10 protein-coding genes are annotated in these 14,649 nt (G+C 74.9%); 4 read left to right on the top strand and 6 right to left on the bottom strand.

Translation table 11 applies throughout. The annotated features are described in order from the left end of the window. The first annotated feature begins 161 nt into the window (after positions 1–161). Positions 162–1,724: an MDR family MFS transporter gene (locus MXD62_RS33160; RefSeq protein WP_248833297.1), complete on the top strand. Its 1,563-nt coding sequence runs from the start codon at positions 162–164 to the stop codon at positions 1,722–1,724. Here the strand turns inward: MXD62_RS33160 and MXD62_RS33155 are convergent. Together MXD62_RS33155 and MXD62_RS33150 are read right to left on the bottom strand one after the other, a co-directional pair. After that, on the bottom strand, positions 1,629–3,317 hold the full coding sequence (locus MXD62_RS33155; protein WP_248833296.1) for a hypothetical protein: 1,689 nt from the start codon (positions 3,315–3,317) through the stop codon (positions 1,629–1,631). The genes MXD62_RS33160 and MXD62_RS33155 overlap by 96 nt on opposite strands. 74 nt (positions 3,318–3,391) lie before the next feature. Then, positions 3,392–4,006, bottom strand: a complete 615-nt coding sequence (locus MXD62_RS33150; protein ID WP_248833295.1) for a TetR/AcrR family transcriptional regulator — start codon at positions 4,004–4,006, stop codon at positions 3,392–3,394. Between the two features lie 101 nt (positions 4,007–4,107). Here MXD62_RS33150 and MXD62_RS33145 point away from each other — a divergent pair, with 101 nt between their 5' ends. From MXD62_RS33145 to MXD62_RS33135, 3 genes are all read left to right on the top strand, one after another. Further along, positions 4,108–5,046, top strand: coding sequence for an ATP-binding cassette domain-containing protein (locus MXD62_RS33145; RefSeq protein WP_071063405.1), 939 nt, complete (start codon positions 4,108–4,110; stop codon positions 5,044–5,046). Continuing rightward, the gene (locus MXD62_RS33140; protein ID WP_248833294.1) at positions 5,046–5,927 is read left to right on the top strand and encodes an ABC transporter permease; all 882 of its coding nucleotides are present in this window, start codon (positions 5,046–5,048) and stop codon (positions 5,925–5,927) included. The genes MXD62_RS33145 and MXD62_RS33140 overlap by 1 nt, the downstream gene beginning before the upstream one ends. Before the next feature lie 73 nt (positions 5,928–6,000). After that, positions 6,001–6,789 (top strand): Clp protease N-terminal domain-containing protein, encoded by a 789-nt coding sequence (locus MXD62_RS33135; protein WP_248833293.1) that lies wholly within the window; start codon positions 6,001–6,003, stop codon positions 6,787–6,789. 7 nt (positions 6,790–6,796) lie between these two features. Here MXD62_RS33135 and MXD62_RS33130 read toward each other — a convergent pair whose 3' ends face one another. The 4 genes from MXD62_RS33130 to MXD62_RS33115 all read right to left on the bottom strand — a co-directional run bounded on the left by MXD62_RS33130 (position 6,797) and on the right by MXD62_RS33115 (position 14,619). Then, entirely contained in the window at positions 6,797–9,082 is a 2,286-nt protein-coding gene (locus tag MXD62_RS33130; protein ID WP_248833292.1) for a serine/threonine-protein kinase, read from the bottom strand. Between the two features lie 7 nt (positions 9,083–9,089). After that, on the bottom strand, positions 9,090–11,426 hold the full coding sequence (locus tag MXD62_RS33125) for a protein kinase (protein ID WP_248833291.1): 2,337 nt from the start codon (positions 11,424–11,426) through the stop codon (positions 9,090–9,092). Positions 11,427–11,516: 90 nt separating this feature from the next. Next, on the bottom strand, positions 11,517–14,015 hold the full coding sequence (locus tag MXD62_RS33120; protein ID WP_248833290.1) for a protein kinase: 2,499 nt from the start codon (positions 14,013–14,015) through the stop codon (positions 11,517–11,519). A 388-nt stretch (positions 14,016–14,403) separates the two neighbouring features. Continuing rightward, a complete protein-coding gene (locus tag MXD62_RS33115) occupies positions 14,404–14,619 on the bottom strand; it encodes a hypothetical protein (RefSeq protein WP_248833289.1) in 216 nt (71 codons plus the stop codon). Between the last annotated feature and the right edge of the window lie 30 nt (positions 14,620–14,649).

Raw genomic sequence — 14,649 nt, 5'->3', positions numbered from 1 at the left:
GCGAAACGAGTGCGGGTGATTTCGCGGCGGTCGGTCCCTCCGGGCTGGTTGCGCCTGCGGGCGACGCCACTGCCGGCAGCGCGGCGGGTTCCCGTTGCCGATACGCCGTATCGATACGCGATACGCTGTATCGCCAGCGCTGCGGACGGAAAGGGAACCGGATGACTCACCCCGACAGCGGGCGGACCGGTAACGAGTACAACGAGGACGCGGCCGGGCCGGTCCCGGCCGCGGACCAGGGTCGGGAGGTCTCACGGGAGATGGAGGCGGGCCCGGACCGCCTGGACGGCGCCGTGATCCGCCTCGCCCTGGTGGTGCTGGCGGGCGCCGTCATGGTCCAACTCGACGCCACGATCGTGTCGGTCGCCCTGGACACCCTCGGCGATGCCTTCGACATCGGCTACGCCACCACGCAGTGGGTGGGCACGGCCTATCTGCTCGCGCTGGCGATGGCCGTCCCGCTGGCCGGCTGGTCGGTGGATCGGTTCGGCACCCGGCGGATGTGGCTGGTGTCGCTGGTCGCCTTCGGCGCCGGCTCGGCGCTGTGCGGGGTGGCCTGGTCCGCGCAGAGCCTGATCGCGTTCCGGGTCGTGCAGGGGATCGGCGGCGGGCTGCTGCTGCCGCTGATGCAGACGATCCTGGCGCAGGCGGCAGGCCCGGAGCGGCTCGGCCGGCTGATGTCCGTGGTGGCGATCCCGGCGCTGGTCACGCCGGTGTTCGGCCCCGTTCTCGGCGGTCTGATCGTCGACGCCCTGGACTGGCGTTGGATCTTCTTCGTCAACGTGCCGGTCTGCGCCGTGGCGGTCGCACTCGCCGCACGGGCACTTCCCGACCTGCACACCCCCAGCCGGCAGCGGTTGGACGTCCTCGGCGTCGCACTGCTCTCCCCCGGGCTGGCGCTCACCGTGTACGGGCTGTCCGAGGCCGGCAGCCGTGGCGGTTTCGGCGCGGCCGGCGTCCTCGTGCCGGCCGGGGTGGGCCTGGTCCTGCTGGCGTTGTTCGGGCTGCACGCGACGCACACGCGCGCGGTACCCGTCATCGACCTGCGACTGTTCCGCGCCCGCGGCTTCTCCGCCTCGGCGGTGCTGATGCTGCTGTCCGGGGTGTCGGTGATGGGCGCGATGTTCCTGCTCCCTCTCTACGAGCAGCAGGTCCGCGGGCACAGCGCGGCCGGTGCCGGGCTGCTGCTGGCGCCACAGGGCCTCGGCATGATGGTGGCGATGCCGCTGGTGGGCCGACTCAGTGACCGCGGGGCGGCCCGCCCACTCGTCGTCGCCGGGCTGCTGCTGGCTATCGCGGGCTCGGTCCCGCTCGCCCGGATCGGGGCGGACACCAGCGACGTGCTGGTGAGCCTGGCTCTGGCGGTGCGCGGCGCCGGGGTGGCGACGGCGATGGTGCCCGCGATGTCCGCGGCCTACACGGGGCTGCGCCGCGACGAGATCCCGCGGGCGACGTCGGCGGTGCGGATCTTCCAACAGATCGGCGGCTCGCTGGGCGTCGCCGTGCTTGCGGTGGTCCTCGCCCGGGGATCGGCGGCGCCGGTGCTGGCGGGTGCGTTCGCCGACGCGTTCTGGTGGTCGCTGGTGTGCTGCGTCGTCGCCCTGCCCGCCGCGTTCCTCCTCCCGGGCTCAGGCCGGCGTGGCGCCGGGCAGCCCGGCGACCCGGGGCAGCTCGGTCATCCGGGCGAGCAGCCGGGCCAGGAAGAGCGTGTGGCGATGCAGTAGGTCCCGGTCCAGCTTGTCGAGGTTGTCGCCCTCGGTGACCTGCAACAGGTAGGCCGGCCCGGTGATCATCGCGATGGTGGGGATGCCGAGGCGGTAGGCGAAGGTCCCCTCGCCGTAGAGGCCGTCCTGGAACGGCTTCTGGATGCCGGTGCGGGCCAGGTCGCTGCGGCGGACCTCGTCGGTGGCCAGCCGGCGCAGGGTCTCGCTGTTGCCCACCGCGACGGCGACCGGCTCGGTGCGGCCGGTGGCGCGGTAGGGGCCGGTGCCGCCGTCGTCGTCCCAGGCCATGGCTCCGAGGTGCTCGGCGACGAGCGCCATGTCGATCCCCGCCGTGATCTCGGGGTGCTCGCGCAGCCACTCGTCCGGCTTCACGGTCGCCGTCTCGGCGGTCATGTGGCTCGGAGAGAACATGAACAGCAGGTCGCGGCGGCGGGTGGCGGCCGGGAACCGGCTGAAGTACTCGGCGAGCGCGAGCAGCGCCGGGCCGCCGTTCTCCTCGATCGCGTTCTGCCCGTCGGTGTGGGTGGCGACGAGGACGGTTCGTGGGTCCTGGCGCGGCCCGGCTCCGGGCAGGCGGGCCAGCAGGTAGTCGACGGTGGTGCGGCTCCGGTCGGCGTCCAGGACGAGGGTGGCGCGCACCGGCCCGCGGGCGAGCAGGCCGCGCAGGACGGCGCCCTGCTCCCGGTCGACCCGCAGCGCCGGGAGGTCGGCGTGCTCCTGCTGGTGCGGGGTGTACTGCCCGGCGGCGAGGGCGGGTGACATGTCGGAGATCTCGATCATTCCGACGGCCCCGTGGGCGCGGGCGGTGGCCAGGCTCGGCGCCGGCGGAACCCCCAGCCAGACCCGGGAGTAGTCCTCCGCCGCGAACTCGGCGCGGGCCTCGGGCGGGTGGACGTCGTACGCCAGGTCGGCGAGCACCGAGGCACGCAGCCGGGCCACCGGGGCGTCGACCAGCACGATCGCCCCGGACAGCGACCCCGCGCCCGGGCCGCCCAGGGCATCCGGGGCTCCCAGGGCACCCGGGCCGCTCGCGGCGCCCGCCAGGCCGGCGCCGGCGGCCTGGTAGTCGGCTTCGGCGCCGGCACCCAGGTCGACCAGCGGTCCCTCGACACCGGCCGGGCCGGTCTCCCCCGAGTACGGCCGGTAGTAGGCGACGGGCACCGACCGGGTCGCGTCGGTGGCGTCGGTGACCCGCAGCGACCAGGACCGCGCGAGCCACTGCGACAGCGGGGTCGGATGGCGGGTCACCTCGAGGCCGTAGTCGCGCAGCTGTCGTTCGAGGTCGTCGATGTGATGCCGGTGCGCCGCCGAGCCGGTGAACCGCGGTCCCGCCGCGGTCATCCGCTCGACCCAGCCCCAGAGCGTGTCGACGTCCACCAGGTCGGTGGCGGCGATCGGGCCCGGCGTGCCGGTGGCGAAGGGCCGGGGCGCGGCGGTGGCCGACGGTGCGCCGCCCGGATCGGGCGCCGGGCCGTCGCAGCCCGCCGCCCCGGTGCCGGCGACCGCGGCGAGCCCGCCGGAGGCCGCCAGCCGCAGCGTCGCGTCGAGGAATCCCCGCCGGCTGGCCGGCTGCCGCCCGTCCCGCGTCGTCATGGCCCTGGATCATGGCAGGTGCGCGGCCACCCGTCGCCACCTGACGGCTACTCGCGCGACACGGCGTGGTTCGGTCAGGAGGTGCGGGTCGGCGGCGCGAGGGCGGCGGCCGGGGACATCAGGTCACCGACGGCGGTGCGCAGCATCCGGCCGAGATCGGCGTCCGGGACGTCGGCGAGCACCTCACCGCCGAGCACGAACCCGCCGGCGATCGCGCCGAGGGCGCACATCAGCCGCACCCGCAGCTCCACCGGGACGTTCTCGTCGGTGAGGATCCGCTGGAACCGCTCCTGCAGGTCGGCGTGGTCGGCGTCGTGGCTGTGGCTGTGCAGCCGCTCGAGCGCACCGTGGTTGCGGATGTGGAACAGGAACAGCGACCGGTTCGCCAGCATGGTGTTGACGACGAGGTCGAGCAGCTGCGGCCAACGCTCCGGGCGGGCCAGATCCGCCTCGAGGTCGTCGAAGCCCGCCCGGCCGAGATCGTGCAGACGCAGGTGCAGGGCGAGCAGGATGTCGTCCTTGCTCGAGAAGTGGTAGTAGAGCGCCGCCTTCGTGAAGTTCATCCGCTCCGCGATCTCGCGCAGCGACACCGCTTCGTACCCGGCGGTGCTGAACAGCTCCAGAGCCACGTCGAGGATCCGTTCCCGGGTGCTCTTCTCCCCTTCGGTGGGCGCGGGCGGTCTGGGCATGATCTCAACCTACTTGACGACCTGACACGATGTTGCTTACCTTGCGACAGGTAAGTCAACTTACCTGTTGGCAGGTAAATATTCGGCGGGACGGAGCCCGGATGGACCAGATCATGATCGAGGCGACGGACCTCGCGAAACGCTACGGCGACACCCAGGCGCTGGCCGGGGTCGACCTGAGCGTCCCCGCGGGAACGATCCTCGGCGTCCTCGGCCCGAACGGGGCGGGCAAGAGCACCGCCGTGCGGATCCTGACGACGCTGGCCCGGCCGGACGCCGGGCACGCCCGCGTCGCCGGCTACGACGTCGTCACCCAGGCCGGCGAGGTCCGCAGGCGCATCGGCGTGACCGCGCAGGACGCCACCGTCGACGAGGCGCTGACCGGCCGGCAGAACCTGCGGATGGTCGCCGAGCTCAGCGGCCTGCGCCGCGGCGCGGCCGCCACCCGCGCCGACGAGCTGCTGGAGCGGTTCGAGCTGGCCGGCGCCGCCGACCGCGTGGTGAAGGGTTACTCGGGTGGGATGCGCCGGCGCCTCGACCTCGCCGCCAGCCTGGTCGCCCACCCGGCCGTGCTGTTCCTCGACGAGCCGACCACCGGGCTGGACCCGACGAGCCGGGCGCGGATGTGGGACGTCGTGCGCGACCTCGTCGCGGCCGGCACGACGATCCTGCTGACCACCCAGTACCTGGAGGAGGCCGACGCGCTCGCCGACCGCATCGTGGTGATCGACCACGGCCGGGTCGTCGCGCGCGGCACCGCCGGTGAGCTGAAGGCGGCGACCGGCGGACACCGGCTGGAGGTCACGTTGAGCGCCCCGCACGACGGCGCACTCCCCGCGTTGGCGCCTCTCGTCGAGGGCCGGGTGGACGTCGACGCGGGCGGGCGGCGGCTGCGGGCCGGGGTGCGCAGCGGCTCCGGGGTGGCGACCGAGGTGATCCGGGCCCTCGACGGGGTGGGCGCGCTCGTCGACGACGTCGTCGTGCACGCCCCGTCCCTCGACGACGTCTTCTTCGCGCTCACCGGCCAGGGAGTGTCCTGATGTCCCAGCTCACCGTCGCGACCGGCACCCCCACGCCGATCGTCCCCACGACGCCCGCGGCGCCCGCGGCGCCCGCGCGGTCGGGCTCGATCGGCCAGGCGGTGCGCGACGTCGTCGTGCTGACCCGCCGCAACCTCGTCCACGTCGCCCGGGAACCTCTGCAACTGTCCGACGTGACCATCCAGCCGGTGCTGTTCACGCTGCTGTTCGTGTATGTGCTCAGCGGCGGCGTGGCCGTCGGGGGCGGGGACTACAAGCAGTTCGCCATCGCCGGGTTGATCTCGCTGAACCTCACGACCGCCTCGATCGGGACGGCGGTCGGCCTGAGCACGGATCTGGGCAGCGGCGCCGTCGACCGGTTCCGCACCCTGCCGATGTGGCGGGCCGCCGTCCTCGTCGGCCGGTCGCTGTCCGACCTGCTCTCGTCGCTGGTGTGCATGTCGATCGTCGTGCTCACCGGGCTGGCGATCGGCTGGCGGCCGCACACCTCGCCGGCCCGGTTCGTGGCGGCGTTCGCGATCCCGCTGCTGTTCGCCTACGCGCTGGCCTGGGCGACGGCGTGCCTGGGCATGGTCAGTGACGGCCCGGAGAGCGCGCAGGGGATCGGGCTGGTGGTGTTGTTCCCGCTCGCGTTCGTCTCCAACGCGATGGTGCCCACGGCCGGCATGCCGGCCGCGGTGCGGGCGATCGCCGAGTGGAACCCGGTCAGCGCGGTGACGGCGGCCGCCCGGGACCTGTTCGGCAATCCGAACCCCTCGGCCGCCGCGGACGCCTGGCCGATGCGGCACCCGGTGGTCGCCGCCGTGCTCTGGTCGGTGGGGATCGTCGCGGTGTGCGCGCCGCTGGCGGTCGCCCTCTACCGGCGCCGCACCACCGACTGAGCGCACGCGCGGCGCACAGTTTTCGTCAACTCGCGGTTGACGCTTCGAGCAGCGTCAACCTAGAGTTGACGGCATGACGAACCCAAACCCGGTCACCATCAACAACCCCGTCCGGCTCGACGACCTCATCGCGGCGATCAAGAAGGTCCACTCGGACGCCCTCGACCAGCTCACCGACGCGGTCATGGTCGCCGACCACCTCGGCGAGGTGGCCGACCACCTCATCGGCCACTTCGTCGACCAGGCCCGCCGCTCCGGCGCGTCCTGGACGGAGATCGGCGCCAGCATGGGCGTGACGAAGCAGGCGGCGCAGAAGCGCTTCGTGCCCAAGGGGCCCGGTGAGCCGTCCAGCCTGGACCCGTCGCAGGGGTTCAGCCGCTACACCCCGCGGGCCCGCAACAGCATCGTCGCCGCCCAGAACGAGACCCGGGCGGCGGGCAACGCCGAGATCACCCCCGGCCACCTGATCCTCGGTCTGCTCGCCGACCCGAAGGGCCTCGGCCCGGCCGCCATCGCCGCCCAGGGTGTCTCCCTCGACGCCGTCCGCCAGGCCGTGACCGCGGCCCTGCCCCCGCGGGTGGACGACCTTCCCGCTCTGATCCCGTTCGACGGGCCGTCCAAGAAGGCCCTGGAGCTCACCTTCCGGGAGGCGCTGCGGCTGGGGCACAACTACGTCGGCACCGAGCACATCCTGCTGGCGCTGCTGGAGCTGGAGGACGGCACCGGCCCGCTCACCGCCCTGGGGATCAGCAAGGCCGCGGCCGAGGCCTACCTCGCCGACGTCCTCTCCCTGATCGCCGCCGGGCAGCCCGCCGGTGGCCAGGACACCGGCGGGCAGGGCGCCGACACCTCCCCGGCCTGAGTCGCGCTCAGCCCGGGAACTCGGTGATGATCCCGTCGGGGCCCACCCTGCGGACGGTGACACCGCTCTCGCCGAGGTAGAGGACACCGGCGGCGTCGACCGCGACCCGCTCGGGGCCCCACAGCCGGGCGTTGAGGGCGGGGCCGCCGTTGCCGTCCGTGCCGAGCTCGCCGGAGCCGGCGACCGTGGTGATGATCCCGCGGGTGTCGACGCGCCGGACCCGGTGGTTGACCGTCTCCGGGAAGTACAGGTCCCCCGCCGCGTCGAGCGCGAGGGCGGACGGGCGGTAGGACAGGTTCAGGTCCGCGGCCGGGCCCGGGCCGCCGTCGCCGCTGAACCCCTCCCGGCCCGTGCCGGCCAGCGTGCGCACGGAGCCGTCCGGCTCGAGCACCTGGATCCGGCTGGTCGTGTAGTCGGCGACGTAGACCCGCCCGGCCCGCACCTCGACGTCACCGATGCCCGCCGCGACGACCGGTACCGCCGCCTCCTCCGGCGTCGCCGGTTCGCTTCCGACGCTGCCCGCGCGGGCGATCAGCCGGATGACCCCGGTGCGGTCGACCCGGTAGATCCGGCCCGCGCCGGCCAGGTAGAGCTGGCCGTCCAGGTCGGCGGCGATCGGGCCGGAGACGACGCTGAGCGCGACGCTCGTCGCCGGCAGGCCGTCGCGATAGCTGGTCGCGCCGCCGCCCGCCACCGTCGTGATCACCCCGTCGCGGCCGACGCGCCGGATCCGGTCGTTGCGCTCCTCGGCGAGGTAGATGTTGCCGGCGCCGTCCACCGCGACGTCCCGCACGCCGCGCAGGCGGGCCTGCAGCGCCGGTCCCCCGTCGCCCGTCGACCCCGGGACGCCCGTGCCCGCGACGAGCGACACCTTCCCCGCCGGATCGAGCCGCAGCAGCCGGGTGCCGGCGGAGTCGACCACGTAGAAGCCACCGGACGGCGCGACGGCCCAGGCGGCGATCTGCTGCAGGGTCACGGGCGCCGGAGTCCGGGCGGTCGGCGGCGTGGGAGTGCCGCCGGGCCGGCCGTCCGCGGCCGGGCCACCGCCTCCGCGGCCGAGCGTCAGCACCGCGGCGACGATCACGGCGACGGCGACAACCGCCACCAGCGCGACCGCACCCGCCCGGCGTCCGGTGAGCCGGCTCCGCCGCCCGTACGGGGTGCCCTCGAACAGGTTCCGCCCCGGTGCGGTCGCGGTTCCGGTCGAGACCGGGGTTCCGGCGGCGGCCGCCGGTCCCGCCCCGCTCGCCACGTCCGGCGAGGGCGGCGGATCCGGTGCCTCCCGCGCGTCCCGAACCGGTACCCCGGGCGGGCCGGCGGTGGCCGGCATCCCAGCTGCGGCGGGACCGGCCACCGCGGGGCCCGCGGCGCCTGGGCCCGTCCCGCGCGGCGGCGGACTGAACCGGTGGATCGTGCCCGAGCCGCCGCCGAGGGTCGCCTCGCCGACGGACTCGGTGAGGCGGACGACCAGGCCGCTGCGGGCGCGCCAGTCCGGGCCGAACAGCCCGGCCGCGGCCTCGGACAGGTCACGGACGAGCTCACGGGCGTCCCGCTGGCGCTCGGCGGGCGCCTTGGCCAGCGCGCGCAGGATAACGGCGGCCACCGCCGGGGGGACACCCTCCAGCGGCGGCGGGTCGACCTCGCACTGATGGCGCAGCAGCTCCGGCACGGACAGCCCCGGGTCGAACATGGACCTGCCGGCGACCAGCTCGTACAGGACGGCGCCGAGCGCGTAGAGATCCGCCGCCGGCCCGACCGGCCCGCCCGCGATCTGCTCGGGTGCCATGTACTTCGGGGTCCCGACGATCCCGCTCGTCGTCCCCGGCCCGGCCTCGAACAACCTGCCGATGCCGAAGTCGGTCAGCTTGGGCTGCCCGGTCTCGGTGAACAGGATGTTGTCGGGCTTGATGTCGCGGTGCGCCACGCCGTGGGCGTGCGCGTGGGCCAGCGCGTCGGCGACGGCCACCCCGACGGCCAGGGTCGCCTCGGCCCGCAGCCGGTGCTGGGCGAGGCTGCCCCCACCCAGCAGTTCCATGATCAGCAGGCAGAGGTCGTCCTGGGCGACGTAGTCGTAGATCCGGACGATGTGCGGGTGGTCGAGGCGGCTGAGCATCCGCGCCTCGGCCCGGAAGTCGGCCGCGAGCGCCGCCGACAGCACCTTGATCGCCACAGGGCGGTCGAGGTCCTGGTGGTGCCCGGCGATGACCAGGCCGAACGACCCCGAGCCGAGCTGGTCGCCGAGGGTGTAGCGGGGCAGCGCCTGGGCGATCCGCGCCCGGTCTACGGCGGGCACGCCGGCCCTACGCCGCGGTGCCCGCGACGCCCGGCGTCACGGGCGCGGGAGCGGAGGCGGGCGGCGCGGGGGCGCCGGGAGCCGGGGACGCACCCGGGACGGGCGGGGAGGTCGGGCACGGCGCCGTGGCGCAGCTGCCCGGCGGGAGCCGCATGGCGCGCACCCGGCCGTCGACACCGTCGGCGATGTAGAGGTCGCCGACGTCGTCGAGCGCGAGGCCACCCGGGTACACCAGCTCGGCGGCGGTCGCCGGGCCGCCGTTGCCCGAGTACTCCGACGCGCCCGTGCCCGCGATGGTGGTGATGACGCCGTCGGTGCCGATGCGCCGGACCCGGCTGTTCCCCGGGTCGGAGAGGTAGACGTTGCCGGCCGCGTCGACGGCGAGGTCGGCACCGACGGTGTTGACCTCGGCCTGGACGGCCGGGCCGCCGTCGCCGGAGAAGCCCATCGTCCCGGTCCCGGCGAACGTGCTGACCGTCCCGTCCGGGGCGATGCGGCGGACCCGGTAGTTGTCCTGGTCGGCGACGTAGAGACTGCCGTCGGGGCCACGGGCCAGCGCGCTCGGGTAGCTGAAGCCGGCGGAGGTCGCCGGGCCGCCGTCGCCACCGAAGCTCTCCGCCCCGGTGCCCGCGATCGTGGTGATGATCCCGTCCAGGCCGATGCGACGGACCCGGTTGTTCTCCCCGTCCGCGACGAGCAGGCTCCCGCCGGGCTCCAGCAGAACGGTGTTCGGGTAGTTCAGCTTCGCGTTCACCGCCGGCAGGCCGTCGCCGGAGAACGTCAGGCCGTCGTCGCTCACCTCACCGGCGAAACCGAAGTCGTCCTGGCCGGCGATCGTCGTGATGATCCCGTCCAGGCCGATGCGACGGATGCGGTGGTTGTGGGTGTCGGCGATGTAGAGGGTGCCGTCGGGGGCCACCGCGACGCTGTTCGGCTCGTCGAGCTGCGCCTCGGTCGCCGGGCCGCCGTCGCCGGCGAAGCCGTCCGTCCCGGTGCCGGCGACGGTGGTGATCGTGCCGGTCCGGTCGATGCGGCGGATCCGGTGGTTGTCGGTGTCGGCGACGTAGACGTAACCGCGCGGGGCGTCGATCGTCAGGTCGTTCGGGGTGTCGAACTCGGCCTGGGCGGCGGGCCCGCCGTCGCCGGAGAAGCCCTCCGAGCCGGAACCGAACACCGTGGTGATCGTGCCCGTGGCCAGCACCGGCTGCCAGGCCGGCGGCGGGGCCGGCGGCGCTGGCGGCGCGGGCTCCGGCCGCCCCCACACCGCCCAGCCGGCCCCACCGCCCGCGACGAGCGCGAGGACGACGGCCAGCGCGGTCACCGTCAGCGGTACCCGCGCGCCGCGCCCCCCGGCGAGCAGGCCGACCGGCAGCCACCGGCTCGCCCGGCCGCCCGGTCGCCCGCCGCGGACCGGTCCGCCGCCCGCGGGCCAGCCGTGCTCCTCCGTGCGCGGCACCCGCCCGAACCTGCGGGTGGTGATCTGGCGGACGTCCTCGGCGAGGTGGATCGGGATGCCTGCGCGGTCGAGCCAGTGCCGGCCGAACACGGCGGTGGCCGCCCGGGCCAGGTCGAACGCGAACGCGCGGGCGTTGGGATGGCGGTCCTCGGGCCGCTTGGCCAGGCTGCGCATCAGCACCTCCGCCAGCGGCGCCGGGACCCCCGGCGGCGGGGGCGGCACGACCTCGGTGTGATGGCGCAGCAGCAGCGGCAGCGGCAGCGACGGTGGCGCCAGCGACGCCCCGGTGAACAGCTCGTAGAGGACGACGCCGAGCGCGTACAGGTCGGTGGCCGGGCTCAGCCGGTCGCCGGTGATCTGCTCGGGGGCCATGTAGCGGGGCGTGCCCACCACCCGGCTCGCCGTCGACGCCGACCCCTCGAACACCTTCGAGATGCCGAAGTCGGTGATCTTGGGCTGGCCCTGGTCGGTGAACAGGATGTTCGCCGGTTTGATGTCGCGGTGCAGCACCCCGTGGGCGTGCGCGTGGGCGAGCGCGTCGGCGACGGCCAGGCCGACCGCGCAGGCGGCCTCGGGGCGCATCACCCGGTGCGTGAGCGTCCCGCCGGGCAGCATCTCCATCACCAGCAGGCACAGGTCGCCGCGGGTGACGTAGTCGTAGGTCCGCACGATGTGCGGATGGTCGAGCCGGCTGAGCAGCCGGGCCTCGGTGCGGAAGTCGACCGCCGCCTCCGCCGCGCCGCTGGCGAGCACCTTGACCGCGACCCGCCGGTCGAGCTCCTGGTGGTAGCCGGCGAGCACGAGCCCGAAGGCACCCGACCCCAGCTCGCCGCCGATCCCGTAGCCCGGGAGCGCGGCGGCGACGCGTGCGCGGTCGACGACTGGCACGGCTCCCCTCCCGTCCTGGTCTGAGCTCTGCTGGCTCGCTGATGCTGGCTCGCTGATGCTGGCTCGCTGGTCGTCCGTCTGGGCGCGGCGCTACCCGGAGCCGGTCAGCTCCACGTGGAGCACCTGGTTGCGCCGCCGGTCGGCGACGAAGACGTCCCCGGTGGGGTCGAGCGCGACCGGCCCGTCCGGACTCATCGCGTCCGGGTCGACGGACTCGTCCCGGCCCGGGTGGGCGGTGCCCGCCACGGTGGTGATGATCCCGGACGGGTCGACCCGCCGGATCCGCCGGTTGGTCCGGTCGGTGATGAAGATGGCGCCCCGCGCGTCGACGGCGACCCCGCGCGGGGAACGCAGCGTGGCGCGGGTCGCCGGCCCGCCGTCGCCGGAGTAGCCGGGCAGGCCGGTGCCGGCGACGGTCTCGATCACCCCGTCCAGCCCGACCCGGCGGATCCGGTTGTTGCCGGAGTCGGCGATGTAGAGCCGGCCGGGGCGGTCCATCGCCACGCTGATCGGGAACGCCAGCAGCGCGTCGGCCGCCGGGCCGCCGTCACCGAACGCGCCCTCACCGTCCCCGCCGGCCACGGTCTGGATGATCCCGTCGGTGCCGACCCGCCGGATCCGGTTGTTGCCGCTGTCGGCGACGTAGATGTTGCCGGTCGGGTCGGCCACGACCCCACCGGGGTACCAGAGGGTGGCCTCGGTCGCCGGCATACCGTCCCCGCTGAACCCGCGGTCATCCTTGCCCGCCACCGTCGTGATGATCCCGGACGGGTCGACACGGCGGATGCGCTGGTTGAACGTGTCGGCGATCAGGATGTTGCCGGCCGAGTCGAGCGCCACCGCCGCCGGCTGGCGCAGCCGTGCCTGGGTGGCGGGCCCCCCGTCGCCGGAGAAGCCCGCCTCACCGGTCCCGGCGATCGTGGTGATCGTCCCGTCCGCCGTGATCCGCCGGACCCGGTTGTTGTCGAAGTCGGCGACATAGATGTTGCCGGCCCAGTCCGCGACCATCCCGAACGGGCCGTTGAGCGCCGCCGAGCCGGCGGGGCCGCCGTCGCCGGAGAACGCCGCCTCGCCCGTCCCGGCCACCGTGACCACCGGGTACGGCGGTGGCGGCGGCAGCGGTCCGGGCCGCTCCGGCGGCGCCGCCGTGCCCGGCCCGCTGCGCGGGCTGGCCGGAGCGGCACCGGTGACCGCCTGCTCGTCGCCGGTGACCCGCGGGACGACCAGCGCGGCCACGACCGCCAGCACCGCCGCGACCGCGGCGCCGACCATCCACACCCGCCGCCGGGACGCCCGCCGGCCGGCCGGACCATCAGGACCGCCGGGGCCCGAGCGAGGCAGCGGTCCCTCGGCGGACAGGCCGGTATCGGTAGCGCTGGTAGCGCTGGTGGCCTCGGGGCCGGTCGCCTGGGCGCCGCCGGGTGGGCCGACCGGCACAGGCTCCGGAAGCAGGGAGGTCACCGGCGGCAGCGGCGGGTCCAACCTCGTGGTGCGCTCCGCCAGATCGTCATCGGCGCCTGTGCCGGCTCCGGCACCCCCGGTGCCGATGCCGACAGCGCCTGGCGGGCCCAGCGCCGGGTGGGGGCCCGATCCCTGTTCGCGCAGCCCGTCACTGATCGCCAGCGGAACGTCCGCCCGTGCCAGCCAGTCGCCGCCGTACCCCAGCCGCGCGGCCGCGGCGAGATCCATGGCGAACTGCCCGGCGGTGCGGTGCCGCTCCCCCGGTGCCTTCGCCAGCGCCCTGGCCAGCACCGCCGCCACCGGCGGCGGGACGCCCGGCGGCGGAGCCGGGACGACCTCGCAGTGATGGCGTAACAGCTCCGGCGCGGTCAGGCCCGCACCGAACAGCGGCGTTCCGGCCAGCAGCTCGTGCAGGGTCGCGGCCAGCGCGTAGATGTCCGTCGCGGGCCCCAGGCGGCTCCCGCTCACCTGCTCGGGAGCCATGTACTGGGCCGTGCCGATGACGCCGCCGGCGGTGAGCGGCGTCCCGTCGACGAGCCCGACCACGCCCAGGTCCGTCAGCTTCGGCTGGCCGTCCGCGGCGAAAAGGATGTTGGCGGGTTTGACATCGCGATGCAGGACGCCGGCGGCGTGGGCGTGCATCAGCGCGTCGGCGGCGGCGAGCACGACCGCGCACGCGGCCGGCGGGGTCAGGCTCTGGCGGGCCAGTGTCCCGCCGGGCAGCAGCTCGGTCACCAGCAGGCGCAGCCCGTCGACGGGGACGATGTCGAGCAGCCGGCACAGGTGCGGATGATCGAGCTGGGTGAGGATCCGGGCGTCCTGGTCACGGTCCGGGGCGGGCGGCGGACCGGCCCCGGGAGCCGACCCGAGTACGACGGTGCCCGCGGACGCCCCGCCGGAGCCGTCGCCACCGGGGGCGGGGGCGACGCCGGCCGCGCCCAGATCGAGGATCTTGACGGCCACGTCCGTCGCGGGGCCGCCAGCCGCGGCACCGTCGGTTGCGGAGCTCGTGCCGGGTGGGAGCCGACGCCCGGCGATCACCAGGCCGAACGCGCCCGCGCCCAGCTCGCGGCCGAGGACGTACCCCGGCAGCGCCGCGGCCACCCGAGCCCGGTCGATGACCGACACAGACCGACCTCCTGGTCGCCGCCCCGCGGAACGACGGTGCGCGAGACGCGCCCGCTATCACCACCCGTGCCCCTTTTCGGGCACCTCCTAGAGTGCCGGATGGTAGCAAAGCGCGATCGGTCCCGGTCCGGCAGTGATCTGTCCACGCGGGTCCTCACGGGCCCGCTTGTGGACGGCACCGAGCCCACCGCGACGCCCTGACGTGCGGGGATACGACGAACGAGGTCCCCGGCGGTCGGCTGCCGCGCCCGGCCCGCGCGGGACCGACCGGAACGGCTGACATCTATCCGACAGCGGGGCATTCCCCGCGGGCAGTAGTCGATCGAGGCGGGCCGCTACACCGCGGTTTGGCGGGCACCCGGGTGGCGGCGGAGCAGGAACGCGGCGATCAGGGCTGTGAGGGGATGGTGACCAGGCCGGTGGCCAGGCCCTGCTGGGCGTCGGGTAGCCCGGAGGTGGCCGTGACCAGGTAGGCGGCGAGCCCGCTGGCGTGGCCGAAGAACCCGACCGCGGAAGCCACCCCCTGTTCGGGGAACTGGAAGCCGACGAATATCTGAGCGCCGTACTGGGCCGCGTCCGTGACCTTCTCTCCGATGTCATTCATGGCTGGCGCGACGACAATCGCACTCCGTGC

The sequence above is a fragment of the Frankia sp. Mgl5 genome, assembly GCF_023242985.1.
Classification (GTDB): domain Bacteria; phylum Actinomycetota; class Actinomycetes; order Frankiales; family Frankiaceae; genus Parafrankia; species Parafrankia soli.
This window is presented reverse-complemented; position numbering and strand designations above follow the sequence as displayed.